Origin of the sequence: Mesorhizobium sp. M0815 (assembly GCF_040319995.1) — a bacterium.
In the GTDB taxonomy this organism is placed as follows: Bacteria; Pseudomonadota; Alphaproteobacteria; order Rhizobiales; family Rhizobiaceae; genus Mesorhizobium.
Genome location: NZ_JAMYOU010000041.1, coordinates 1 through 21,915, shown reverse-complemented (window position 1 = coordinate 21,915; position 21,915 = coordinate 1). Strand labels below are relative to the sequence as shown.

The window sequence follows — 21,915 nt, the reverse complement described above, 5'->3', positions numbered from 1 at the left end:
TCCTGCTTATTGTCCGTGCCGTCCTACTGCTTGATGGGTGTTTCGAACCGCTGTCCGGTTTTGCCGTGAAAGAGATGGATGAGGCCAGGCTCGGCCGTAAGCCAGATGGTTTCGCCCGGCGTGAAGGAATGCCGTTCCCGGAAATTGGCGACGATCTCCTCGCCGCCGGCGGTTCGGCCGATGAGCTGCACTTCGGACCCTGTCGGCTCGACCACCACGACAGTGACCGGAATGCCCTGATTGTCGGATAGCCGCAAATGCTCGGGCCGTATCCCCAGCACGACCGGCTCACCATTGCCGATGGAAAGTGCCGAGGCCAACGGGACCGAAATCCCTCCGGCGCCGCGAAACGACGGCGAGCCGTCGCTTACGATCTCGCCCCTCAGCATGTTCATGGCGGGCGAGCCGATGAAGCTGGCGACAAAAAGATTGTTCGGCCGGTCGTAGAGTTCGAGCGGCGGCCCGATCTGCTCGACGATGCCGTCGTGCATGACGACGATCTTGTCGGCCATGGTCATCGCCTCGATCTGGTCGTGGGTGACGTAAACCGTCGTCGTCTTCAGGCGCTGGTGCAGTTCCTTGATCTCGGCGCGCATCTGCACCCGGAGCTTGGCATCGAGATTGGAGAGCGGCTCGTCGAACAGGAAGACCTGCGGATCGCGCACGATCGCGCGGCCCATGGCGACGCGCTGGCGCTGGCCGCCGGAAAGCTGGCGCGGATAGCGGTCGAGCAGCGGCAGCAGTCCCAGGATTTCGGCCGCGCGCCGCACGCCGGCATCGCTCTCCGTCTTGGGAACGCCCTTGAGCATCAGCGAGAACGCCATGTTCTCGGCGACCGTCATATGCGGGTAGAGCGCATAGTTCTGGAAAACCATGGCGACGTCGCGCTCTTTTGGCGCAACGTTGTTGACGATACGTTTGCCGATCGCGATCTGGCCGCGCGAGATCTTTTCCAGGCCGGCGATCATCCTGAGCAGGGTCGACTTTCCGCAACCCGAAGGCCCGACCAACGTGACGAACTCGCCGTCGTCTATATCGACGCTGACCCCGTGCAGGACCTCGACGGTCCCAAATGACTTGTAGACATCGCCGATTGCGACAGACGCCATCGATCTCCTCCCGACTGATTCCTGCAACGACTTCGAAGGAAACCGCTTTCTTGCCTGGGCCGCGACAGCGCCCAGGCTCCTCCCCGGTCACGCGCGATGTGAGACGGTAGCGCTACCAAACCGACCTGTAAAGCACGCCGGCATCACCTGGATATCGACACACCCTAATCCGAAACCTCGGTCTGCGGCCGGTCGCGGCCGTCGGCGAGCTCGTCGTGCCATTTGCCGTCGGCGTCCTCGTACTGGATGCCGTCGGTGTTGCCGGCGACCTGCTGTTCGGCGGAAGCGATCTCGGCGGCGCGCAACGCGTCCTGATGGGTGGGGAACGTTTCGGAGAATGTCGAGCCGACCTTGTAGGCCCAGCCTCCATCATGCTCGACGATCTTATAGGTCAGTTTCGCCATGAAACCCTCCGGTTGAAAGCCCGTTGCCTCAATGCAGCCTGTCATCGGCCAGTCTGTCGTCTGGCGGCTTGTCGTCCGTAACCAGCACGTCCGATTCCCTGGCGGCTTCGATCAGTGCCCGGCGTGCATCGGCCGTCGAACGATAACCTTCCAGCACTTTTAGGCAAGTGTCGAGGGCATCACGATGACGCGGCCCGCGATTGAGTGGCCAGACCGTCATCAGGCACTCCGCCGCCTCCTGGGCGCTGCGGATATGCCGATATTTGCCGACATGGCCGAGTTCGACCACGACCGGCTTTTCAAATGGCTTGCTGTCCATCATCGCCGCCAACGCGGAGCGGCCGATTTGGTTGCAACAGCTATTTTAGCTCAGGCGAAAATACCTCAATAGCCGCAGTCGTTGCGCAGCCAGCGCGCATTCGCCCAGCCGGCGCGGCCGCCGAAATCGACCTGGTACCAGTTTCCGCGACGGTCAAAGATCTCGGTTTGGTCGCCGTTGAACAATTGCCCGATCATGCGCGACGACGAGTTCGGCCGGGCCCGAACGGCGAGAAAGCCGCTTCCCGTTGCCAGATTGTAGTGCCTGGAAAGACCGTGCACCGTGCCTTCGCAATATTGCGCCCCGGCCGGCGTCGATGTGGCAAACGACAGCCCTGCCAAAACCGCGGCAGCAGCCGCAATGGAAATCCCCCTGAACGACATGTCTCTGCTCCCCCAACCTGCCGCGCCCAGCCGCGGCCCTCGCCACTCTACACCGGCAGAGGATCAAAGCGAAGCTATGGTTCCCTGTCCAGCGAGGTGAGAACCCGCCCCGTCAGTTCGCCGCCTTCATCCAATGCTGCATCGTCGTCACCGAGCGGGCAAGCTGCGGCGCCGGGTGGATTTTTTCGCCGAAGGTGGCCGCGGCGCGCCAGCCCCAGCGCGGATCGGCAAGGAAGGCGCGCGCCAGCGCCACCATGTCGGCGCGCCCATCGGCGACGATCGCCTCGGCCTGTTTCGGATCGTCGATCAGGCCCACGGCCCGCGTCGCGATGCCGGCGCCCTTGCGCACCGCTTCCGCCAGATGCACCTGGTAGCCGGGTCCGGACGGCAGCTTCTGCAACGGCGAATTGCCGCCGCTCGAGCAGCAGAGATAGGCGACGCCGACTTCCTTCAGCGCTTTTGCCGCTTCGATCGCATCCTCGACGTCGAAGCCGCCATCGACCCATTCCTTGATCGACAGCCGCGCGCCCAGCATCAGCCTGGGCACCGCCTTCTTCACCGCCTTGGCGATCTCGACGGCGAAACGCATGCGGTTTTCCAGCGAGCCGCCCCAGCGGTCGGTGCGCCGGTTGGAAAGCGGCGACAGGAACTGGAAGATCAGATAGCCATGCGCGGCATGCAGCTCGATGAAGTCGAAGCCGGCCCGCTCGGCCCGCCGTGCCGCTTCGGCGAAGCGTTCGATGATTTGCAGGATCTCGTCATCCTCCAGCGCCCGCGGCACCTGCCAGCCGGTGTCGTAGGCGATTGCCGAGGCCGACACGATCGGCCACGGATCCTGATCGGCATTCAGCGGTCCGCCGCCCTCCCAGGGTTTCCGGTTGGAGGCCTTGCGGCCGGCATGGGCAAGCTGAGTGCCGAATTTCGTGCCCGGCGCGGCGACGCGCTTGGCTGCATTCAGCGTGCGCCGCGCCGCCGCCTCATTGTCCTCGGAGTAGAGGCCGAGGCAGCCATGCGAGATGCGGCCGCGCCGTTCGACCTCGGTCATCTCGACGGTGACCATGCCGGCACCCGACATCGCCAGGTTCATCCAGTGATAGAGGTGCCAATCGCTGGCCGAGCCGTCCTCGGCCGAATACTGGCACATCGGCGCGACCGCGATGCGGTTGGGGAAGGTGAGGCCGTCGAGGGTGATCGGCTGGAAAAGAGATGAGGTCATAAAAAACTCCGGAAAGGGTTGCCGCTATTTAGGCAGGCACTTGCAGATGCGCCAGACACGAGAGGGTGAACCGGCGCACTGGACCAATTGGTAGCCGGATTGCAAGAACCGCCGTTCGCGGCTACGCCTTGCCGCGGCAGCAGGGAGTCCACCATGGAAGATCGCATTCGCATCCGCTCGGAGGAAGTCCTGTCCGACGAATGGGCGGTTTTGAAAAAGACCGTCTTCGACTACCGCCGGCGCGACGGCAAATGGGAAACGCATACCCGCCAGACCTACGATCGCGGCGACGGCGCGGTGATCCTGCCTTTCGATCCCGAGCGCTCGACTGTGCTTCTGGTGCGGCAGTTCCGCTACCCCGCCTACGTCACCGGCCACAAGGAGCCGCTGATCGAGGCCTGCGCCGGCCTGCTCGACGAAGACGATCCCGAAACCTGTATCCGCAAGGAGGCCGAGGAGGAACTCGGCTATCGGCTGAAGGACGTGCAGCGGCTGTTTTCGCCCTATATGAGCCCCGGCAGCGTCACCGAGCGGCTCTGGTTCTTCGTCGCTCGCTACTCGCCCGCCGACCGCATTTCCGACGGCGGTGGCGCCCATGACGAAGGCGAGGACATCGAGGTTCTCGAAATGCCGCTCGACGAGGCGCTGGCCGGCATCCACGACGGTCGGATCATCGACGCCAAGACCATTATGCTGATCCAGCATTTGAAGCTGAACCCGATTGGGGTGTGAGGGGCCCAGAACTGGGTCGAGCGCCCGGTCTCCAGTTACGGAGACTATCAAACGAGACCAAATCTGGTGCGGACGACGGGAATCGAACCCGTACGATCAGAGATCGAGGGATTTTAAGTCCCTTGCGTCTACCAATTCCGCCACGTCCGCAGGCCAGCCCTTTTCAGCCGCCAGCCAAAGGCCGTCAAGCCGTCTTCTGCCGTCGACAAATCTGGCACTGGAAGCTAGCGAGGCCGATCACCTACAGTGATACAAACAAAATCGTTTCACCTGGAAATGTTTTTAGCGGCAGCTTCCGCGGCTACCGCGAATGCGCGTCCCCCGTTCGCAGGATGCGTTCGGGCGCTCTGCCCTGGTAAGGCTCGAAGTGGCAAGTGGATCGGCGCTCCGATACTCGACGCCATCCTCTACAAACACTGGGAGATTGTCATGCTCAAGCTTGCCTCTGCCCTGGCACTGCTGCTTGTTGGGACGGCGCCTCTGTTTGCCGATGAGATGCCGATGAACGCCAAAGACATCAAATGGGGTCCTGCTCCTGCTGCCATTCCCGCTGGGGCGGAAATGGCTGTTGTCGCGGGAGATCCCTCAAAGGACGGCGCCTTTGTGCTGCGGTTGAAGACACCCGCCGGCTACAAAATTGCCGCACATAATCATCCCACCACGGAATACGTAACGGTGCTTTCCGGCAACTTCCATGTTGGAATGGGCGATAAGTTCGACGAGGCGAAAGGCGTCGAACTGACTGCTGGCGGCTTCGGCGTCGCGCCGGCCGGAATGAATCACTTCGCCTGGACGACAAGCGAAACGATCATCCAGGTTCATGGCGAGGGGCCATTCAAGATCACCTACGTCAACCCGGCAGACGATCCGAGCAAGAAGTGACAGTTCGCGATCGAATTGATTGAACCGGCCGAAGGCTCGAACGATGGAGTGCGTCAAACTCCGCGAGCGTCGATTCAGAAGGATCCTCTAACGAGACGAAGGCTGATTGGCCGCAACGGAATCGTATTCCGCCTGGGCCATTTGCCGTGAATGGCGCAATAACAAAAAAAACCCGCCTCGGGAGGACGGGTCGTTGGAGCCAATTGGCACCATACCCAAATTAGTAGCATAGCTGCCGGCACAAAGCAAGAACAAAGTTGCTGCGGCCGGCACAAAATGCCCTTGGCGATTGGCGAAAGCCATGGCGCATCGATCTCCCTCCTTGAGGGGGAGATGGCAAGTTGTGGCAAGAGGGCAGGCCAGGGGGGTCGTCGCGCGTCGAGCGCCAGCCTGTTTTGTTCGCGGTAAAGGTTCGCGTCAGGATGTCCCGACCCCCTCTGTCGCCTTCGGCGACATCTCCCCCTCAAGGGGGGAGATCTGCAACTTCGCCGTCGGCGCTTACTTCCTCGCTGGTCAAAATCCTCGCGGCTTGGCACAGTCGGGCAAAGAGGAGCCTGTTGATGCCGAAGACCGCCAGTGCGACGAAACCAAAACCCTGGGCCGAGATGGCGACGCATCTGGTCGATGTCGCCATGGGCCGCAAACCCGCCGATCTCGTCATCCGCAACGGGCGCTGGGTCAACGTCCATTCGGGCGAGATCATCGCCGGCACCGACATCGCCATTGCCGGCGGCCGCTTCGCCTATTGCGGGCCGAATGCCGGCCACGCCATCGGCCAGGGCACCAAGGTGGTCGATGCCGGCGGTCGCTATCTGGTGCCGGGGCTTTGCGACGCGCATATGCATGTCGAGAGCGGCATGGTGACGGTGACGGAATTCTGCCGCGCGGTGATCCCGCACGGCACCACATCGATGTTCATCGATCCGCATGAGATCGCCAACGTGCTCGGCCTGCCGGGTGTGCGGCTGATGCATGACGAGGCCGTCGCCATGCCGGTCAACGTGCATGTGCAGATGCCGTCCTGCGTGCCTTCGGCACCGGGGCTGGAGCATGCCGGCGCCGAGCTGACCGTCGCCGATGTTGCCGAGGCGATGACCTGGGAAAACATTATCGGGCTCGGCGAGGTGATGAATTTTCCGGGCGTCGCCGCCAATGATCCGGTGATGTCGGGCGAGATCGCGGCGACGGTGAGGGCCGGCAAGACTGTCGGCGGGCACTATGCCTCGCGCGATCTCGGCCTGCCGTTCCACGGCTATGTCGCCGGCGGCGCCGAGGACGATCATGAAGGCACGCGCGCCGAGGATGCCATCGCCCGCGTCCGCCAGGGCATGAAGGCGATGCTGCGGCTGGGCTCGGCCTGGTATGACGTGGCCTCGCAGATCAAGGCGGTGACGGAGAGCGGGCTCGACCCGCGCAACTTCATCCTGTGCACCGACGACAGCCACTCCGGTACGCTGGTGCACGAAGGCCATATGGACCGGGTCGTGCGCCACGCCATCAGCCAGGGCTTGAAGCCGGTGACTGCGATCCAGATGGCGACGCTCAACACCGCCCAGCATTTCCGGCTGGAGCGCGAGATCGGCTCGATCGCGCCGGGACGGCTCGCCGATCTGCTGATCGTCTCCGACCTCGCCGAAATGACCATCGACGAGGTCTATGGCCGCGGCGTCAGGCTGGCCAAGGGCGGCAAGCTCGAAATCGACATTCCAGCCTACAATTATCCGCGGACGGCGAAGAACACCGTCAAGCTCGGCAAGAAGCTCAAGGCAGGCGATTTCGACATCGCGGCACCCATGGGCGCCAACGAAGTGCGGGTGCGGGTCATCGGCGTCATCGAAAACCAGGCGCCGACGCGGGCGCTGGAGGCCGATCTTGCCGTCGAGGACGGGCTGGTTGCCATGGATCGCCGCAACGATGTCTGCCAGATCGCATTGGTCGAACGCCACAAGGGCACCGGCGGCGTCACCAACGCCTTCGTCTCCGGCTTCGGCTATATCGGCGACTGCGCCATGGCCTCCAGCGTGGCGCACGATGCCCACCACATCATCGTCGTTGGCACCAACAAGCAGGACATGGCATTGGCGGTGAACCGGCTGGGCGAGGTCGGCGGCGGCGTCGTGCTGTTTTCCAACGGCAAGGAGCTGGCGCTGGTCGAAATGCCGATCGCCGGGCTGATGTCGAACGAGCGGGCGGAAACCGTCGCCGCCAAGGCGGACAAACTCAGCGACGCCATGCGCCAGATGGGCTGCTCGCTCAACAACGCCTACATGCAGCACTCGCTGCTGGCGCTGGTCGTCATCCCCGAGCTCAGGATTTCCGACGTCGGCCTGATCGACGTGACGACGTTCCAGAAGGTTGATCTGTTCGTTTAGGGTTGCTGCGGTGTGGAAACCTTTTGATGCCGGCGGGACAGCGCCCCCCTCTGTCCTGCCGGACATCTCCCCCACGAGGGGGGAGATCGGCAGCTTCGCCGCCGGCTCGTTCAGCAACGTTGGCGATTGGCAAAAGCCGAGGTGGCGGCCAATCTCCCCCCAAGTGGGGGAGATGTCCGGCAGGACAGAGGGGGGCGCGAAGGATCGCTGCCGTGCGCTTTGTTCCGAACTGACGTCAACAGTGACCGCTCAGCGGCCGCTTCACCCGCCGGTGGCGATGGTCAGCACCTTGAACGGCGTGGTGATGACGATCTCGGCGACCGAGCCGACGGCCTTGCCGAGGCCCTGGCCGAGATTGTCGAGCTGGGCCGGCGCCGTCTCTTCGGAGGCGAGGCCGGCCGGGGCGCGCAGGCGGTCGCCGAGCAGCTGCACCAGGAACGGGTTGTCGGCGAATTTGGCGTGGTTCAGCCGGTCGCCGCCCTTGGTCTTGGTCAGGTCGACCACCGAGACGCCATAGCTGGCGAGGTCGGCCGCGTCGCCATAGTCGCCGACGCGTGGCTTGTCGCCGGAGATAAGGGTCGACAGCCTGAGCGCCCGGTCGTCGCCCGAAAGCAGCACGGCGAACGGCTTGTCTGGCTTGCCGTAGCGGATCATCTGCTTCTTGAACACGTCGACGTCGATGTCGGGGGAAGCCAGGATGACGTAGCCGAGCTTGCCGCCAAGGTCGCGGTCGCCGGTGATGGCAAGCTGGCGCAATGCTTCCATGGTCACCCAGGTCCCCATCGAATGGGCAATGATGTCGATGCTCTTGGCGCGGCTCTTGGCAAGCATACGCAGCGTCGCTTCGAGATCGTCGCGCGCCGCATTGGCGCTTTCCTTGTCGTAGATGTAGCCGGTCGTCTTGCCGCTCGACGCCCATGAAAACAGCACCGGCGTGCCGGGGTATTTGGTGTCGTGCGCGATCTGCGTCAGCCGGTAGATGCCGTCGTCGAAGCCGTTGTTGAAGCCATGCACGAAAACCAGCGCGCGGTCGCCGCGCATTGCGATGTCGGCGCCGACCGCCTTGGCGAATTGCGGCGCGCCTTCGTAGAAGGTGACGCCGGTCGCGGTGAAATCCTTCGCCGGATTGCTGTTGGCCGAGCCCTTGACCCGTTCGATGGCGCCGACCTGGTGGACCTTGGGAACGGTCACCTCGACGCTGGCAAAGCTGGTGGTCGGCGAGCGGTCTCCGTCGAACACCTGCCGGGGCTCTTTCGTCGCCTTTTGCCGGGTTGTGGCGACGAAGATCTTATGCGTCGCCGCGATATCGGCAGCAGGCACCGTGATCGTCGTCTTGTTGAGCAGATCGTGCGTGTTCTGGCCGGCGCAGCCTGCCAGCGCGAGCGCGAACGCAACGACGAGAAATATCTTCGAAGGCACGGTCACGCGGGCTCCCGCAACGGGCGACGTCGAGCCGGAGACGTCTTGGCCTATTCGATAGAGGCAGAGGCCGGCACGGTCCAGTTCAAACTGTTCCGATGGTGCGGCAATGGTCAACAATCACTGCTGCGCAATGCAGCTATTGTCCGACCGAGGCGATGCGGTCGGTCACCTCGCGGTCGCTGGCAAACCCGTCATCCTCGCGCAGCTTCTGGCCGATCAACTGCACCAATTCCGGGTTGTCGGCGAATTTGGTGTGATTGAAGCGGTCGACGCCCTTGACGCTGGAGAGATCGACGACCGACACGCCATAGCTGGCGAGGTCGGCGGCGTCCTTGTAGTCGCCGACCCGGGGCCGTGCGCCGGCGATCAGGCCGGACAGCCTGAGCGCCCGGTCATCGTCGGAGAGCAGCAGGATGAACGGCTTGTCCGGCTTGCCGTAGCGGCGCATTTGGCTCTTGAACACGTCGACGTCGATGTCGGGCGAGGCCAGCACGACGTCGCCGAGCTTGCCGCCGAGATCGCGGTCGCCGGTGATGGCGAGCTGGCGCAGCGCCTCCATGGTGACCCAGGTCCCCAGCGAATGGGCGACGATGTCGATGCGCCGCGCGCCGGTCTGCGCCAGCATTCTCAGCGTCACTTCCAGCTGGTCGCGGGCAACGCTGGCGCTTTCCTTGTCGTAGACATAGTCGGTGGTCTTGGCGCCCGACGCCCAGGAAAACAGCACCGGCGTGCCGGGATAGCCGGAATCATGGGTGATCTGGGTGACGCGATAGACCGCGGCGTCGAAGCCGGTGTTGTAGCCGTGGACGAAGACCATGACGCGGCCGCCGCGCGCCGCGATGTCGGCGCTGAGCGCACTGGAGAATTTCGGCTGGGTGTCGTAGCCGACGACCTCGGAAGCCATGAAGTATTTGGCCGGATCGTCCGACTTGCCGCGCGAGCGCCGCTCGATCTGGCCTGTCTTGTGGATGCCGGGGACGGTGACGTTGACGCGGGCATAGTTCAGCGTCGCCGAGCGCTCGCCGTCGAAGACCTTGTTGGGATCGTCGGAGCGCTTGCGCGTGGTGGCGATGAAGATCGAGTGGTTGCCGGCGATTTCCGTCACCGGCACCGCCATCATGGCGCTGCCGAGCAGTTCCTCGGTTTGGCGGCCGCCGCAGCCGGCGAGCAGCGCGGCAAGGACAATGATGCAAATCGTCTTCAAGGGCACTTAAGCAATTCCACTCCGGCCTAACCAAAGGCCCATCCACCTCCGCCGCATCTCCCGGACAGCCGAAGTGCGGCGGAAGTAAGTCGCAGGCGCCGAAATGCGCTCAGCGCCGCTCGACTGCCATCGCACTGTTGCGCGAAAGCCAGAACGGCGGCAGGAAGGCCGGAATGTTGGAAAAGGGCAGCACTTCCGGCTTCAGCCTTATGCCGAGCACGTCGGTCATGAAGGCGCGGCGCGCCTCGATGCGGTGCCAGGCTTCGGGATAGCGCGCGGCGATCTCTTCGCGCAGCGCCTCGTCAGCCAGCGCGATGCCGTCCTCGATGTTGGTGGTGAAATAATCGGTGCCGGTCGCCGGGATGATGTCGACCTGCAAGGCCATGCCCGACTTCAATCTGATGTCGGAGCCGGAAAATACCGGCGAATGCATCCATTCGTCGATATGGATGAGATGGCCGGGATTGAGGGACACGCCAAAGAACGGAGCGCCGATGCGGTCGTGCACCGCTTGCCACAACGCGCCGCCGGGAACGCCGATGCCGACCGTCTCGTACCAGTCGACGACGGCACAGAAATAGGGCGCGACCAGCTTCTCGACATAGTCCTGGATGCCCCTTGGAAGCTCGGCCGCGTCCTCGACCAGAAAACCGGCGCGGGCATTTAGCGAGCCCTGGATGCCGTAGGCCACGGTGATGGGGTCGCCGCGCTCGATGACGTCAAGACGCGGGCTCGGCAGGCCATAGGCCGCACGCCTGCCGGCCGACAGCATCGGATGACAGCATTGCGGCAGGCCGTTGATGCCCATCAGCCGCGCCGCCTGCAATTCGGTCATGCCGGGTTCGATGCCTTGCAGGACATTGCGCAGGCCTTGCGAGGAATAGGTCGCGGCGAATTCGAATGCGGCCAGCTGGTCGGCCTCGTTGATGGCGCGCAGGCCCTCGGCAGGGTTCATCAAAAGGTTCGCCGCGTTGACGATCACGCCCCCCGTTACGGCATTCTTGTCGCCGGCAAGGCTGCGCAAGGTGTCGGCGATGAAGGACGGCAGGTCGAGCGTCGTTTCGCCAAAACCGGCATCGTCGGGGCCGAACGGCTTCCAGCCGATGGCGCCGATGCGCTGGCCGGCCTTCAGGCCGCAATCGACGAGGATGTCGGCCAGCGCTTGCGAGCGGTCGCGCGGCTGCGCCGGCAGCGAAAACGTCTGGTAGAGCACGCGCTCGTACGGCCCGTCGCAGATTTCGGCATAGCCCCAGCCCTCATTGCCGACCAGCAGTTTCGGCGACTTGCCGGGAACGATGACCAGCAGCGTCTCCTCGAAGCGCGGATCGTAGCCGCAGAGATAGGCGACATTGGCCGCATGTTCGCGGTCGCCATAGACGACCAATGCATCGAACCCGCCGCGCGCGACCAGTGCCGCGATGCGGGCCTCATAGGTGGCGCGCGTAACCAGCGGCATCACCGTCGGCTCGCCGAACTCCGGCAGCGACACGGTTTTCCGGGCCACCGATGCGACAGGCATGAACAGACGCTCCTAACGGCCAACGAGGTTTTGGGAACACCCTTTCGGGTGACCGGACAATGGCTTCGCGAGGCCGGATATGCAATAGCGGGACCGAATTCGGCTAGCCTGTGGGGTGCTCTTGCCATGACCAGTTTCTCCTCTCGCGTCGCTGCCGCCGCTGCCGCGATCCGCGAGATCTTTCCGGAAACGCCGCTGCAGGAAAACGACTACCTGTCGAAGAAGACCGGCGCGCGGGTGCTGCTGAAGCGCGAGGACCTGACGCCGGTGCGCTCCTACAAGATCCGCGGCGCCTTCAACTTCTTCCGCAAGTCGCTCGCCGCCGGCAACAATGCCGAGCTGTTTGTCTGCGCTTCGGCCGGCAATCATGCGCAGGGCTTTGCCTTCGTCTGCCGTCATTTCGGCAAAAAGGGCGTCGTCTTCATGCCGGTGACGACGCCGCAGCAGAAGATCGACAAGACGCGGCTGTTCGGCGGCGAATTCGTCGAGATCAGGCTGGTCGGCGATTTCTTCGACGACTGCTATCGCGCCGCACTCGAATTCACCGAAACTGCCGGCGCACACATGGTGCCCCCGTTCGACCATAAGGACATCATCGAAGGACAAGCGACCGTCGCCTACGAGATATCAGGCCAGATGCCCGGGGCGCGCATGGCTGATATCGTCATGCTGCCCGTCGGCGGCGGTGGCCTGGCCGCCGGCGTCACCCATTATTTCGCCGACCAGCAGCGTGAAACACGCTTCGTCTTTTGCGAGCCGGCTGGCGCCCCGAGCCTGAGCCAGAGCCTCGCCGCCGGAAAGCGGGTAAAGCTCGCCAAGGTCGACAATTTCGTCGACGGTGCGGCGGTGGCCGAGATCGGCCGCGAGCCGTTGCGCCACCTCAGGGAGTTTGCCGCCGACGCAGTGCGGCTGATTCCGGAAAACCGGCTCTGCGCGACCATGATCGAAATGCTCAATGTCGAAGGCGTCGTGCTGGAGCCGGCCGGCGCGCTGGCGATCGATGCGCTCAAGGACTTTTCCAGGAAGGAAATCAGGGGCAAGACCATTGTCGCCGTGGTGTCCGGCGGCAATTTCGATTTCGAGCGGCTGCCGGATGTGAAGGAACGGGCGCTGCGCTTCGAGGGCTTGAAGAAATACTTCATCATCCGTTTTCCGCAGCGGCCCGGCGCGTTGCGCGATTTCCTCGAATTGCTTGGCCCCGACGACGACATCGCCCGCTTCGAATATCTGAAGAAATCGGCGCGCAATTTCGGTTCGGTGCTGATCGGCATCGAAACCAAGGACCGCCGCAATTTCGACCTGCTCAAGGCGAATTTCGACGCCGAGAGCGTCCACTACCAGGACATCACCGACAACGAGACGCTCGCCGGGTTCATCATATGAGCAGCAACGATCTTCCGAGCACTCAGGGAAAGGTTTTTGTCGCGCTGTTTTCTGGCATCAACGTCGGCGGCAATCGCATCGTCAAAATGGCGGAGCTCAGGTCATTCTTCGAGCAGCTCGGCTTCTCCGATGTCGCCACCTATCTGCAGAGCGGCAACGCCGTCTTCCGGTCGCCAGATGGCGATGCGGCGACGCTGACCAGGCGGTTGGAAGCGGAATTCGAGAAGAAATGGGGGTTCCATTCGCGCATCATGGTGCGCGATCTCGGCTGGCTCGAGCGGCTGGCGACGGACAATCCCTATCCGGAAGTGGCCGGCGAGCCGACCAAGCTGCACGCCTATGCGCTGGAGCGCCAGCCGACCGCCGACGAGTTCGCCCGGCTGGCGGAAAAATGCACCGGGCCCGAACGCTTCGAGATCAAGGGCGACGTGCTCTACCTGCATGCGCCCGACGGGCTCGGCAAATCGGTCTTTGCCAATCTCATCCCGCGCGTCCTGAAGGTGCCCGGCACGGCGCGCAATTGGCGCACCGTGCTGATGCTGCTGGAGATGGCCAAGGCCGGCGGTTGATAGGTCGTCTACGCGGCCGGAGCGCGTTTCCAGTCGAATGCCAGCTCTTCGCGGAAGGCGAAGCGCCTGATGTGGTCGGCGACGACCGCTTCCAGGCGCTCCAGCGAGCCGGCCTCCTCGGTCGTCACCGCGATATGCAGCGCCGCCGGGTCGGCATCGAGAATCGTGCGGCCGAGCGTCAGATCGATGCTGCCGTGGTTCGGGTCGAATTCGACGGGAAACTTGTGCGCCCAATGCTTGCACAGCTGTTGCAGATAGCGGCTGGCGTGTTCGGTGGCGACGTCGACATGGCTGGTCGGCATGGATGAATTCTCCTGGAGCCCATTGTGGACTTGGCGAGCGCCTGTTGCATGATGTTGCGCCAGCCTTCGCTGACAGGCGCCACGCCGGTTAGATAGGCGCCTGCCGCGAAAACCAAAGGCCGCGGGGCGTACCCGCCCGACGACGTCCGCTCAACATGGCGTGATCGGCTACCAGCTCCCGGTGTTCTGCATCGAGGCCCACGGTTCGGCCTTGGGCTTGGCCGGGCCTTTCTGCAACAGCTCGATCGAGATGCCGTCCGGCGATTTGACGAACGCCATATTGCCGTCGCGCGGCGGCCGGTTGATGGGGACGCCATTGTCCATCAGCCGCTGGCAGGTGGCGTAGATGTCGTCGACCTCATAGGCGAGATGGCCGAAATTGCGGCCGCCCTTGTAGTCTTCCGGGTCCCAATTATAGGTCAGCTCGACCAGCGGCGCTTTCTCGCTGATGCCGCTTTGCTCGTCTTGGGGCGCGGCGAGGAAGATCAGCGTGTAGCGGCCCTGCTCGTTTTCGTGGCGGCGCACTTCCTTGAGGCCAAGCTTGTTGCAGTAGAAATCGAGCGAAGCATCGATGTCGGCGACGCGGACCATGGTGTGCAGATAGCGCATGGATTTCCTCCGTATGTTGCGTTGCGGCGCAACATAAGGGCGGCCCGGCCAAAGGGCAATTGGCCACGCTTGCCGGCGCCGGCAAACGACAAATCCGCTATTCCTGTATGGAACCGTGAAAAAAGGCACGTCAGGTCTTGCACACACCGGAAGCCGCGGTGTTAATCTGGCGTCAAGAATCAGTTGCGGTGTTTCTTGAAAAAAGGGGGCGTTCTTATGGGGGAAAAGGCCTCTTTCATGGGGCGGGACGGGGCCGGTAGCGATGCGTTGAAGCGGGATGAGAGCGCCGATACGGCCGATCTCGTCGAAATCGCCGGCGCCATCAAATGGTTCGACGTGGCCAAGGGCTACGGTTTCATCCTTCCCGATGATGGTTCTTCGGGCGACATCCTCCTCCATGTGACATGCCTTCGAAAGGACGGTTTTCAGACTGCCCTGGAAGGCGCCCGCGTTGTCTGCCTGGTCAAGCAGGGCGAGCGCGGGCTGCAGGCTTTCCGCGTGCTCTCGATGGATGTCACCACAGCGGTGCATCCGGCAGAGCTGCAGGAGCAGCGCACCCATGTCGCGGTGACGCCGGAAAGCGGCCTCGAACGGGCGCTGGTGAAATGGTTCAACCGCACCAAGGGGTTCGGCTTTCTGACCCGGGGCGAGGGCACCGAGGACATTTTCGTCCACATGGAGACGCTGCGCCGCTACGGCATCACCGAACTCCGTCCGGGCCAGGTGGTGCTGGTCCGCTTCGGACGCGGCGACAAAGGCCTTATGGCTGCCGAAATTCACCCCGATATGGGTACCTTGCCGGTCTCGCATTAGTTCCGGCCGAGGATTTCATATGGCTCACAGGAACCGGCTGACGGCGGGCGCGCTCTGCGCCGGGATTTTCCTCATCGTCGCCACAAGCGCCTTCTTCTATTTTCAGCAACCGAGTTCGGCCGACGGCAAGGCGATGATCCTTCCCGTCGACCCGGCGCCGCTGGTCGCGGTGACGAAGGCCGGCGAGCGTTCTTTTTCCGTCGAAATCGCCGACACGCCCGCCGAGCGCGAGGCCGGCCTGATGTTCCGCCGGCACATGGCCGACAATCACGGCATGCTGTTCGTCTTCGGTGCGCCGCAGGATGTGAGTTTCTGGATGAAGAACACGCCGCTGCGGCTCGACCTGATCTTCGTCGGCCAGGACGGCCGGATCCGGGCGATCAAGCAAGGCGAGCCGCAGTCGGAGGCGATCATCTCGCCGGACGAACCGGTGCGCTTCGTGCTCGAGCTCAAGGCAGGAACCGCCGCCAAAAAGGGCATCAAGGACGGCGACCTGCTGCGCCATCCGGCCATCGGCACGGCGCCGGGGCCGGCCATGCCGCCGCCCGACAAGGGCGATGCGCCGAATGTCGATTCCGACTGAACGGGCAGGATCTTCGGCCGATGCAGTTCTTTTCCCATGACGGTTTCGACCTTGCTTTCCTTGACCGCCAGCCGGCATCGGGGCAGGGCGATCCGGTGCTGATGATCCACGGCTTTGCCTCGAGCCATTACGTCAACTGGGTGTCGCCCGGCTGGTTCAAGACGCTGAACGATGCCGGCTACCGTGCCATCGCCTTCGACAATCGCGGCCATGGCTCGTCGTCGAAGAGCTATGATGAAGCGGACTATACGCCGGCAAAAATGGCGTCCGACGCGGCAGCGCTTTTGAACCATCTCGGCATCGAACGCGCCCATGTCATGGGTTATTCGATGGGCGCGCGCATATCGGCCTTCCTGGCGCTCTCCAACCCGGACAAGGTGGCGACGCTGGTCTTCGGCGGTCTCGGCATCGGCATGATCGACGGCGTCGGCGATTGGGATCCGATAGCCGACGCCCTCTTGGCCGAGGATCCGGCAGGCACCAGCGACCCGCGCGGCCGCTCGTTCCGCGCCTTCGCCGACCAGACCCGCAGCGATCGCCGGGCGCTCGCCGCCTGCATCGCCACCTCGCGCGAATTGCTGAGCGAGGCCGACATTGCCCGCATTGCCCAGCCGACCTTGATTGCGGTGGGAACCAAGGACGACATCGGCGGCTCGCCGGATGAACTCGCTGGCTTGATGCCGAACGCCAGGGCATTTCATATCGAAGGCCGCGACCACATGCTGGCGGTCGGCGACAAGTCCTTCAAGCAGCGTGTGCTGGAGTTTTATGGGGAGCATCCGCTTTGATGGACGGCTCCCAAAGCGGCCATAGGGCCTGAAGCTGGGTTCTTAGCGGTTTTGCAACGATACAGCAGTAAATAAGCGCGACGTGTGGATCGGTTCAAACCCGCCACGCGCTGAACGAGGGCAGGGGGGTACGATGGCACAATGGGGAAGAAGCGACGCCGCTTTGCCGGGCGTCGTTGCGAAAAGCAGGTTCGGCGAATGGTCCGTTGTTCTAGCGGTGGCCGCATTGGCGACAGGGGCGATTGCGATCACCGCGTTGATAGCAATGCCGAGCGACGCCTCCCCACTGCTCCAGAACAGTGCGACGGGCTTCTTCGCTGCGGTATTTTTTCTGGCCGGCCCTTTGGCACATCTTATCGGCGTGGTCTTCGGCTTGATGGCCGTGGGTCGCCCAGACGACAATCGTGTGCTCGGCCTGGCTGGCATCGTGGTCAATGGCGCGTCGCTTGCGGCCGGGGGGTTCATGCTGTGGGCAATGGCATCGACTTTTGGCGCATTCACCTGATCTCGGCAAACCTCCGGCAGGCAAGCGACCGACGCGACCCCTCAGCTTCAAATCTGCGCGAGTTGCCATGGTCGATCTTCTCGTCACCTATCTGGAGATGACCGGGCCGCCGTTCGGCGGCGGCTTTGCCGCTCCCGAACCGGGCGCGGCGGTGGTGCGCGAAACGCTTGGCGTCGCTGATTACATCAGCCTGTACCGCGCTGTTGGCGAGCCTGTACAATGGGATCAGCGGCTGCGCATGCCCTTGGGCGACCTCGAGCGCCTTCTCGCCAGTCCATCGACGCATATCTATGTCGATGGCGAAGCAGCCGGCCTGTGCGAATTCACGGGCGTCGGCCAGCCGGTTGTCGAATTGGCCCATTTCGGGGTCGTTCCGGCTCTTCAGGGCCGCAAGCTTGGGCCATACCTGCTCGACCGGGCGCTGCGCGCCGTCTGGTCGCATGAACCTGAAAGGGTCTGGCTGCACACCGACACTCACGATCATCCGGGCGCGCGATCTGTCTACGGGCGAGCCGGTTTCAAGGCCTATGCGCAGCGCATGGAGACGTTTCCGGATTAGGATTTGTCTGGGCTGAGGTTATCGCCAAGCGCCCTGAGCGAGCGCGCCATGTTTTGCCGGGCCTGGGTTTCGAAGCGCCGGCGGAATTCCTCGCTATGGAAGATATGCGGACGCGCGAGGAAGCCCTTTAGGACAGCGGCACGGCCGGCCCGCCACATCGGCTCATCGACCCACTGATATTCGCGGCGAACCGCCTGTTCGTAAGCGTCGAACACGTCAGGCGCAGCACCCAGGATCGCCAGGTCCATGTCGAGGAACAGCGCCGCGTCACGAACGGAATGCTGGTCGCCAAGGGACGGCAATTCGTGGCCGGCGGTGGCAGTGATCATCGCCGCGATGCGACGGATGCGTTGTGCATCGGCGCGGCCGGCGAGCTTTGTCTCGGCAAGTGCGGCACTCCTCGCCTCATTGTCCTTGGCGCGGCCGTCGTAGATCGCGTCGTGGAACCAGATCGCCGCTTCGACTGCTTCAGGATCATGCAGCAATGCCTTGTAATCGTTGGCTAGCGCCAGCATCGCCTCGATGTGGCCAAGGTCGTGGTAGTGGCGATCCGCGGCGTCATACAGCGCGGAAAGCTCGCGCTTCAGGGTCTCGTCCATCAAGGTTGCGTTTTCCATGGCTGCTTGAAATTCCGCCAACCAAATCCATTTGACGAAGCACTAAGGAAAATTGAGTTCACCCGTGCTATGATCTGGCTTATAGGTGCGGCCGGAGAATAGGCAAGCCGCCAAGCCGAGACATTGGATGGCCTGAGACATTGGATGGCCGGAGACATCAGATGAACAGCGTTACGATTTCCCGTCCCACCAGGGTGCAGCCGGTAGATCCGATCTGGCGTTCGATCCGCGATGAAGCAATGGAAGCGGTCAACCGCGATCCGCTGCTGGCGGCGTTCCTCTATTCGACCATCCTCAATCAGGAAAACCTGGAAGAAGCGGTTATCCACCGGTTGGCCGAGCGCCTCGCTCACCAGGACATCGGCTCCGACCTCATCCGCCAGACATTCAAGGCGATGGCGGCCGACGACAAGGACTGGTCGACGACGGTGCGCGTCGACATCCAGGCCTATTACGACCGCGATCCGGCCTGCGACCGCTTCATCATGCCGGTGCTCTACTTCAAGGGTTTTCATGCCATCCAGACGCACCGGCTGGCGCATTGGCTGTGGAACCAGGGCCGCCAGGATTTCGCGCTGTATTTGCAGAGCCGATCGTCCTCGGTGTTCCAGACCGACATCAATCCGGCCGCCCGCATCGGCAAGGGCATCTTCCTCGACCACGCCACCGGCCTCGTCGTCGGCCAGACGGCGGTGATCGAGGACGACGTGTCGATCCTGCACGGCGTCACGCTGGGCGGCACCGGCAAGGCCGGCGGCGACCGTCATCCCAAGATCCGCTATGGCGTGCTGATTGGCGCCGGCGCCAAGATCCTCGGCAACATCGAAATCGGCCATTGCTCCAAGATCGCGGCCGGCTCGGTGGTGCTGTCGCCGGTGCCGCACAACAAGACGGTTGCCGGCGTGCCGGCCCGCGTCGTCGGCGAGACCGGCTGCGACCAGCCTTCGCGGCAGATGGACCAGCTGTTGCCGTCGCAGACGATGGACCACGTCGTCAGCTTCGACATCTGAGCGCTCGAGCAGGGGGCTGAATTCCTGCCCTCTATGCCGGCTTGCCTTTACATGACCATTGTCGACGTGCCAGAAGCGCGCTCACCAATGCATGTCGCCCAATAGTGCCCAGCTGTTTTGGGATAGCGACATGCATGAAGCAAGATTTAAAGCGCGTCGCATCGATCTCTTCAGACGCGACGCACTTGAGCAAGCGACGATCGGAGAAGACTGTTGAAGCCGGACGAAATCAGAAAGCTGGACGCCTATTTCAAACGCACCTTCCAGAACCCCAAACTCGAAGTGAAGGCGCGGCCGCGCAAGGAAGATTCGGCCGAGGTCTATGTCGGCGACGAGTTCCTCGGCATCGTCTTCAAGGACGAGGACGACGGCGACTATAATTTCTCGATGGCGATCCTCGATATCGATCTGGCCTGAGCCGGGAATTTGGTGCTGGCCGGACCTGCTTGTTGCAGGCGGGACCGCCTGATGGCGGAGCGCAAACCTCGGAGACTGGCTGGAGCATCCCTCCCTTCGTCATCCCAGGGCGGAGCAAGGAGCGAAGCGACGCGGCGCAGACCCTGGGAGCCATGCCGTTACCTCGCGGCAGTGCTCCGCTCTGACCAGAATCGAATGCTTCTTGGCACCGGCTGGGCGTCCTCTACCAACCAGTCCCGCGAAAAAGTTCGAACCACTCTGGATTGGTCTTCTCGATCAGCTCGATCTTCCACCGGCGTGGCCAGCGCTTCAGCGACTTCTCGCGCTGGATGGCGTCGCGAATGTCGAAATGGTCCTCGTACCAGACCAGACGCTGTACGCCGTAGCGGCTGGTGCAGCGCGAGCCTTCGCCAGATTTGTGCTCCGGCATGCGGCGGCCGAGGTCGTTGGTGACACCGATGTAGATCGTGCCGCGCTTCTGGCTTGCAGTCATGTAGGCATAGCCCGTCATGGCTGAAGGGTAGTAGGCATTGTTGCGGATGCAAGCACCGTTCTGAGCCGCTGCATTCTTCGACTGGCGTAACGGCATGGATCCTAGGGTCTCCGCGACGTCGCTTCGCTCCTGCTCCGCCCTAGGATGACGAAGGCGTGGTGGGCCTACAGCCAATCGCAAACCCTGGAGATTGGTAGCCCGATTGGCGGGGCTCCAGCCCACAGCCCTTCAGGGTCGGTCGAAGGATCAAGCCCTACCGCCCTGTCTTCAGCACGCGCGCTGCCTCGCCAGAAATCGCCGCGTCGAGCGCCTGCCAGTCGCCCAGGAATTCCCGGGGGAAGCGGTAGGTAAGGCTGAGATTGTCGCCGACCAGGATGTCGCGTTCGCAGGGCGCCAGCGATTCGTCCGCGCTCGGGCCGCTCAGGCAGCGGGCAACGAACGGATCCTTGCCGGGGCGGTTTGCGACCGCCAGCACTTCGTTGAGATAGCCTGATTTTTCGCTGAAAGCGTAAAGTGTGGTGCCGCCAGGGCCGGGCGTACCCGGCTTGGCGATCAGCGCGCTGTAGATCGGCGCAAAGCGGCCGCTCATGTCGCGCGACATCATCTGCGGCTCGAACGACAGGAAAATGATGTCCTTGCTGGGTCCGGTGTGGTTGAAGTCGTTGCGGGCAACCTCGCTGTAGCCGTCCAGCTCGGGATAGCGCAAATAGAGGTCGAGCCGCGAGGCGATGCCGTCGCGCCGGGCCTGGGCAAAGCGAATGACATTGGCCGGCACGGCGATGATGTTGTTGCCGATGACGACCTTGTGGACCGTGGTGTCGTCGGTGTACCCGGCCATGGCGATCGAGCGGCCGAACCATTTGCCGCCAAGGCTGATCGCCACCGAAAGCAGCGCCAGCGTCGCGAACGCATAAAACACCCGCTTCATCAGCGTCGAATCGACGACGCTGAGTTGCGGGCCCTCTGTGGCGGCTGCCTGCTTCATCGCGATCCTCGTTGCCGTCCCATCGGTGTGCCTGAACGGCACATCTCGGCGCGGCACGGCTCTTGCTACGCAGCTTTGCAGGCGACTGTGCGATTTCATGGTAAACGGAGGGTAAAGATGAGCCCGGTCGAACAAATCATATTCAGTTTTATGGCTGGGCTGACGGCTTGCGGCCTGGCCGGATCGGCGATGGAACTGGTCGCCGGCCGCAAGCTTGCCTTCGTCCAGCCCTATGTATCGTCGAAGCACATGCTGCGCTCGCTCGCCGCGACGGCTTGCGCCGGGCCGCTGATGTTCGTCAACGAGGCGCTGGACGCCTGGCGCGAGCGTCGCATCTCGGTGCTGGGGCTGATCTCCTGCGGCTGTACGGCGACCATCTGGGCGCTGGCGCTGGGCATGGTGGTGATCGCCATTGCGTCGTGGGCGGCTTCGCTTCTAGGGTCTGGCACCTTGTCGGTGTGAGACAATCTGGAGACAGCGATGCCGATCTACGCGATTGACGGAAAAGCGCCCACCTTCGAGGACGCCGACAGCAACTGGATCGCGCCCGACGCCACGCTGATCGGCAATATCAGGATCGGCCGCAACGCCGGCTTCTGGTTCGGCGTTGGGGCCCCCCGGGGCCCCCCGCCGCACGGGAAAGGGGCCCCCCCCAACCAGCAGGGGGGAAACCACAATCCAACCCCCCCCCGGGGTAGCCAAAACCGCCGCCCACGCGGG

27 protein-coding genes, 1 tRNA gene and 1 pseudogene are annotated in these 21,915 nt (G+C 63.4%); 14 read left to right on the top strand and 15 right to left on the bottom strand.

The window, feature by feature from the left end; all coding sequences use genetic code 11:
* Nucleotides 1-23: 23 nt before the first annotated feature.
* The 5 genes from NKI01_RS28210 to NKI01_RS28190 all read right to left on the bottom strand — a co-directional run bounded on the left by NKI01_RS28210 (nucleotide 24) and on the right by NKI01_RS28190 (nucleotide 3,431).
* Nucleotides 24-1,109, bottom strand: a complete 1,086-nt coding sequence (locus NKI01_RS28210) for an ABC transporter ATP-binding protein (protein ID WP_352481140.1) — start codon at nucleotides 1,107-1,109, stop codon at nucleotides 24-26.
* Nucleotides 1,110-1,273: 164 nt separating this feature from the next.
* Nucleotides 1,274-1,513: a DUF2188 domain-containing protein gene (locus NKI01_RS28205; protein ID WP_023674770.1), complete on the bottom strand. Its 240-nt coding sequence runs from the start codon at nucleotides 1,511-1,513 to the stop codon at nucleotides 1,274-1,276.
* Nucleotides 1,514-1,541: 28 nt separating this feature from the next.
* Complete coding sequence (locus NKI01_RS28200; protein ID WP_031193527.1) at nucleotides 1,542-1,835, bottom strand: DUF982 domain-containing protein; 294 nt, start codon at nucleotides 1,833-1,835, stop codon at nucleotides 1,542-1,544.
* Between the two features lie 62 nt (nucleotides 1,836-1,897).
* A complete protein-coding gene (locus NKI01_RS28195) occupies nucleotides 1,898-2,215 on the bottom strand; it encodes an SH3 domain-containing protein (RefSeq protein WP_023717438.1) in 318 nt (105 codons plus the stop codon).
* Nucleotides 2,216-2,327: 112 nt separating this feature from the next.
* Entirely contained in the window at nucleotides 2,328-3,431 is a 1,104-nt protein-coding gene (locus tag NKI01_RS28190) for an NADH:flavin oxidoreductase/NADH oxidase (protein WP_352481138.1), read from the bottom strand.
* Between the two features lie 153 nt (nucleotides 3,432-3,584).
* On the opposite strand from NKI01_RS28190, the gene NKI01_RS28185 reads away from it, so the two are divergent.
* Nucleotides 3,585-4,163, top strand: a complete 579-nt coding sequence (locus NKI01_RS28185) for an NUDIX domain-containing protein (RefSeq protein WP_023717440.1) — start codon at nucleotides 3,585-3,587, stop codon at nucleotides 4,161-4,163.
* A gap of 64 nt (nucleotides 4,164-4,227) precedes the next feature.
* Here NKI01_RS28185 and NKI01_RS28180 read toward each other — a convergent pair.
* A tRNA-Leu gene (locus tag NKI01_RS28180) sits at nucleotides 4,228-4,313 on the bottom strand.
* Nucleotides 4,314-4,592: 279 nt separating this feature from the next.
* Between NKI01_RS28180 and NKI01_RS28175 the strand changes: the two genes are divergently transcribed.
* Nucleotides 4,593-5,045 (top strand): cupin domain-containing protein, encoded by a 453-nt coding sequence (locus NKI01_RS28175; RefSeq protein ID WP_023717441.1) that lies wholly within the window; start codon nucleotides 4,593-4,595, stop codon nucleotides 5,043-5,045.
* An 87-nt stretch (nucleotides 5,046-5,132) separates the two neighbouring features.
* On the opposite strand, the gene NKI01_RS28170 is transcribed toward NKI01_RS28175, so the two are convergent.
* The gene (locus NKI01_RS28170) at nucleotides 5,133-5,348 is read right to left on the bottom strand and encodes a hypothetical protein (RefSeq protein ID WP_352965404.1); all 216 of its coding nucleotides are present in this window, start codon (nucleotides 5,346-5,348) and stop codon (nucleotides 5,133-5,135) included.
* Nucleotides 5,349-5,605: 257 nt separating this feature from the next.
* On the opposite strand from NKI01_RS28170, the gene ade reads away from it, so the two are divergent.
* The gene (ade, locus tag NKI01_RS28165) at nucleotides 5,606-7,417 is read left to right on the top strand and encodes an adenine deaminase (protein WP_352965402.1); all 1,812 of its coding nucleotides are present in this window, start codon (nucleotides 5,606-5,608) and stop codon (nucleotides 7,415-7,417) included.
* 261 nt (nucleotides 7,418-7,678) lie between these two features.
* On the opposite strand, the gene NKI01_RS28160 is transcribed toward ade, so the two are convergent.
* The 3 genes from NKI01_RS28160 to NKI01_RS28150 form a co-directional block, all read right to left on the bottom strand.
* Nucleotides 7,679-8,842 (bottom strand): alpha/beta hydrolase, encoded by a 1,164-nt coding sequence (locus NKI01_RS28160; RefSeq protein ID WP_352495838.1) that lies wholly within the window; start codon nucleotides 8,840-8,842, stop codon nucleotides 7,679-7,681.
* A 133-nt stretch (nucleotides 8,843-8,975) separates the two neighbouring features.
* A complete protein-coding gene (locus NKI01_RS28155; RefSeq protein WP_352481136.1) occupies nucleotides 8,976-10,049 on the bottom strand; it encodes an alpha/beta hydrolase in 1,074 nt (357 codons plus the stop codon).
* A 103-nt stretch (nucleotides 10,050-10,152) separates the two neighbouring features.
* Nucleotides 10,153-11,562 (bottom strand): hypothetical protein, encoded by a 1,410-nt coding sequence (locus NKI01_RS28150; protein WP_352965400.1) that lies wholly within the window; start codon nucleotides 11,560-11,562, stop codon nucleotides 10,153-10,155.
* A gap of 126 nt (nucleotides 11,563-11,688) precedes the next feature.
* Between NKI01_RS28150 and ilvA the strand changes: the two genes are divergently transcribed.
* Both ilvA and NKI01_RS28140 read left to right on the top strand, forming a co-directional pair.
* The gene (ilvA, locus tag NKI01_RS28145) at nucleotides 11,689-12,945 is read left to right on the top strand and encodes a threonine ammonia-lyase IlvA (protein WP_352965398.1); all 1,257 of its coding nucleotides are present in this window, start codon (nucleotides 11,689-11,691) and stop codon (nucleotides 12,943-12,945) included.
* Entirely contained in the window at nucleotides 12,942-13,514 is a 573-nt protein-coding gene (locus NKI01_RS28140; RefSeq protein ID WP_352965396.1) for a DUF1697 domain-containing protein, read from the top strand. The genes ilvA and NKI01_RS28140 overlap by 4 nt, the downstream gene beginning before the upstream one ends.
* Before the next feature lie 8 nt (nucleotides 13,515-13,522).
* Here the strand turns inward: NKI01_RS28140 and NKI01_RS28135 are convergent, their stop codons facing one another.
* Nucleotides 13,523-13,816, bottom strand: coding sequence for a DUF2218 domain-containing protein (locus tag NKI01_RS28135; protein ID WP_352965394.1), 294 nt, complete (start codon nucleotides 13,814-13,816; stop codon nucleotides 13,523-13,525).
* Between the two features lie 168 nt (nucleotides 13,817-13,984).
* Nucleotides 13,985-14,425, bottom strand: a complete 441-nt coding sequence (gloA, locus tag NKI01_RS28130) for a lactoylglutathione lyase (protein WP_352965392.1) — start codon at nucleotides 14,423-14,425, stop codon at nucleotides 13,985-13,987.
* Nucleotides 14,426-14,641: 216 nt separating this feature from the next.
* On the opposite strand from gloA, the gene NKI01_RS28125 reads away from it, so the two are divergent.
* From NKI01_RS28125 to NKI01_RS28105, 5 genes are all read left to right on the top strand, one after another.
* Nucleotides 14,642-15,238 (top strand): cold-shock protein, encoded by a 597-nt coding sequence (locus NKI01_RS28125; RefSeq protein ID WP_502895906.1) that lies wholly within the window; start codon nucleotides 14,642-14,644, stop codon nucleotides 15,236-15,238.
* A 19-nt stretch (nucleotides 15,239-15,257) separates the two neighbouring features.
* The gene (locus NKI01_RS28120) at nucleotides 15,258-15,821 is read left to right on the top strand and encodes a DUF192 domain-containing protein (protein WP_352587643.1); all 564 of its coding nucleotides are present in this window, start codon (nucleotides 15,258-15,260) and stop codon (nucleotides 15,819-15,821) included.
* A gap of 20 nt (nucleotides 15,822-15,841) precedes the next feature.
* Complete coding sequence (locus NKI01_RS28115; protein WP_352965390.1) at nucleotides 15,842-16,609, top strand: alpha/beta fold hydrolase; 768 nt, start codon at nucleotides 15,842-15,844, stop codon at nucleotides 16,607-16,609.
* A 133-nt stretch (nucleotides 16,610-16,742) separates the two neighbouring features.
* A complete protein-coding gene (locus NKI01_RS28110) occupies nucleotides 16,743-17,114 on the top strand; it encodes a hypothetical protein (RefSeq protein ID WP_352965388.1) in 372 nt (123 codons plus the stop codon).
* Between the two features lie 67 nt (nucleotides 17,115-17,181).
* The gene (locus tag NKI01_RS28105) at nucleotides 17,182-17,673 is read left to right on the top strand and encodes a GNAT family N-acetyltransferase (RefSeq protein WP_352817535.1); all 492 of its coding nucleotides are present in this window, start codon (nucleotides 17,182-17,184) and stop codon (nucleotides 17,671-17,673) included.
* On the opposite strand, the gene NKI01_RS28100 is transcribed toward NKI01_RS28105, so the two are convergent.
* A complete protein-coding gene (locus NKI01_RS28100; protein ID WP_352495845.1) occupies nucleotides 17,670-18,290 on the bottom strand; it encodes an HD domain-containing protein in 621 nt (206 codons plus the stop codon). The two genes, NKI01_RS28105 and NKI01_RS28100, sit on opposite strands and share 4 nt — an antisense overlap.
* A 161-nt stretch (nucleotides 18,291-18,451) precedes the next feature.
* Between NKI01_RS28100 and cysE the strand changes: the two genes are divergently transcribed.
* Entirely contained in the window at nucleotides 18,452-19,300 is an 849-nt protein-coding gene (gene cysE / locus NKI01_RS28095) for a serine O-acetyltransferase (protein WP_023717455.1), read from the top strand.
* A 213-nt stretch (nucleotides 19,301-19,513) separates the two neighbouring features.
* Complete coding sequence (locus tag NKI01_RS28090; protein ID WP_023674799.1) at nucleotides 19,514-19,717, top strand: DUF3126 family protein; 204 nt, start codon at nucleotides 19,514-19,516, stop codon at nucleotides 19,715-19,717.
* A 223-nt stretch (nucleotides 19,718-19,940) separates the two neighbouring features.
* Here the strand turns inward: NKI01_RS28090 and NKI01_RS28085 are convergent, their stop codons facing one another.
* Together NKI01_RS28085 and NKI01_RS28080 are read right to left on the bottom strand one after the other, a co-directional pair.
* Nucleotides 19,941-20,228 (bottom strand): GIY-YIG nuclease family protein, encoded by a 288-nt coding sequence (locus NKI01_RS28085; protein WP_352641180.1) that lies wholly within the window; start codon nucleotides 20,226-20,228, stop codon nucleotides 19,941-19,943.
* 235 nt (nucleotides 20,229-20,463) lie between these two features.
* Complete coding sequence (locus NKI01_RS28080) at nucleotides 20,464-21,195, bottom strand: hypothetical protein (RefSeq protein WP_352641174.1); 732 nt, start codon at nucleotides 21,193-21,195, stop codon at nucleotides 20,464-20,466.
* 117 nt (nucleotides 21,196-21,312) lie between these two features.
* Here NKI01_RS28080 and NKI01_RS28075 point away from each other — a divergent pair, with 117 nt between their 5' ends.
* Nucleotides 21,313-21,657 (top strand): DUF6949 family protein, encoded by a 345-nt coding sequence (locus NKI01_RS28075; RefSeq protein WP_352817541.1) that lies wholly within the window; start codon nucleotides 21,313-21,315, stop codon nucleotides 21,655-21,657.
* 18 nt (nucleotides 21,658-21,675) lie between these two features.
* Nucleotides 21,676-21,915 (top strand): annotated as a pseudogene (locus NKI01_RS28070) (hypothetical protein); the annotation flags it as partial.

Bases quoted from the DNA above. Each gene is read 5' to 3' on its own strand.
- NKI01_RS28200 (WP_031193527.1), bottom strand. From the start codon at position 1,835: ATGATGGACAGCAAGCCATTTGAAAAGCCGGTCGTGGTCGAACTCGGC.
- NKI01_RS28195 (WP_023717438.1), bottom strand. From the start codon at position 2,215: ATGTCGTTCAGGGGGATTTCCATTGCGGCTGCTGCCGCGGTTTTGGCA.
- NKI01_RS28110 (WP_352965388.1), top strand. From the start codon at position 16,743: ATGGCACAATGGGGAAGAAGCGACGCCGCTTTGCCGGGCGTCGTTGCG.
- NKI01_RS28100 (WP_352495845.1), bottom strand. From the start codon at position 18,290: ATGGAAAACGCAACCTTGATGGACGAGACCCTGAAGCGCGAGCTTTCC.
- NKI01_RS28080 (WP_352641174.1), bottom strand. From the start codon at position 21,195: ATGAAGCAGGCAGCCGCCACAGAGGGCCCGCAACTCAGCGTCGTCGAT.
- NKI01_RS28105 (WP_352817535.1), top strand. From the start codon at position 17,182: ATGGTCGATCTTCTCGTCACCTATCTGGAGATGACCGGGCCGCCGTTC.
- NKI01_RS28190 (WP_352481138.1), bottom strand. From the start codon at position 3,431: ATGACCTCATCTCTTTTCCAGCCGATCACCCTCGACGGCCTCACCTTC.
- ilvA (WP_352965398.1), top strand. From the start codon at position 11,689: ATGACCAGTTTCTCCTCTCGCGTCGCTGCCGCCGCTGCCGCGATCCGC.
- NKI01_RS28120 (WP_352587643.1), top strand. From the start codon at position 15,258: ATGGCTCACAGGAACCGGCTGACGGCGGGCGCGCTCTGCGCCGGGATT.
- NKI01_RS28170 (WP_352965404.1), bottom strand. From the start codon at position 5,348: ATGGCTTTCGCCAATCGCCAAGGGCATTTTGTGCCGGCCGCAGCAACT.
- cysE (WP_023717455.1), top strand. From the start codon at position 18,452: ATGAACAGCGTTACGATTTCCCGTCCCACCAGGGTGCAGCCGGTAGAT.
- NKI01_RS28135 (WP_352965394.1), bottom strand. From the start codon at position 13,816: ATGCCGACCAGCCATGTCGACGTCGCCACCGAACACGCCAGCCGCTAT.
- ade (WP_352965402.1), top strand. From the start codon at position 5,606: ATGCCGAAGACCGCCAGTGCGACGAAACCAAAACCCTGGGCCGAGATG.
- NKI01_RS28125 (WP_502895906.1), top strand. From the start codon at position 14,642: ATGGGGGAAAAGGCCTCTTTCATGGGGCGGGACGGGGCCGGTAGCGAT.
- gloA (WP_352965392.1), bottom strand. From the start codon at position 14,425: ATGCGCTATCTGCACACCATGGTCCGCGTCGCCGACATCGATGCTTCG.
- NKI01_RS28150 (WP_352965400.1), bottom strand. From the start codon at position 11,562: ATGCCTGTCGCATCGGTGGCCCGGAAAACCGTGTCGCTGCCGGAGTTC.
- NKI01_RS28115 (WP_352965390.1), top strand. From the start codon at position 15,842: ATGCAGTTCTTTTCCCATGACGGTTTCGACCTTGCTTTCCTTGACCGC.
- NKI01_RS28140 (WP_352965396.1), top strand. From the start codon at position 12,942: ATGAGCAGCAACGATCTTCCGAGCACTCAGGGAAAGGTTTTTGTCGCG.
- NKI01_RS28085 (WP_352641180.1), bottom strand. From the start codon at position 20,228: ATGACGGGCTATGCCTACATGACTGCAAGCCAGAAGCGCGGCACGATC.
- NKI01_RS28205 (WP_023674770.1), bottom strand. From the start codon at position 1,513: ATGGCGAAACTGACCTATAAGATCGTCGAGCATGATGGAGGCTGGGCC.
- NKI01_RS28175 (WP_023717441.1), top strand. From the start codon at position 4,593: ATGCTCAAGCTTGCCTCTGCCCTGGCACTGCTGCTTGTTGGGACGGCG.
- NKI01_RS28185 (WP_023717440.1), top strand. From the start codon at position 3,585: ATGGAAGATCGCATTCGCATCCGCTCGGAGGAAGTCCTGTCCGACGAA.
- NKI01_RS28075 (WP_352817541.1), top strand. From the start codon at position 21,313: ATGAGCCCGGTCGAACAAATCATATTCAGTTTTATGGCTGGGCTGACG.
- NKI01_RS28210 (WP_352481140.1), bottom strand. From the start codon at position 1,109: ATGGCGTCTGTCGCAATCGGCGATGTCTACAAGTCATTTGGGACCGTC.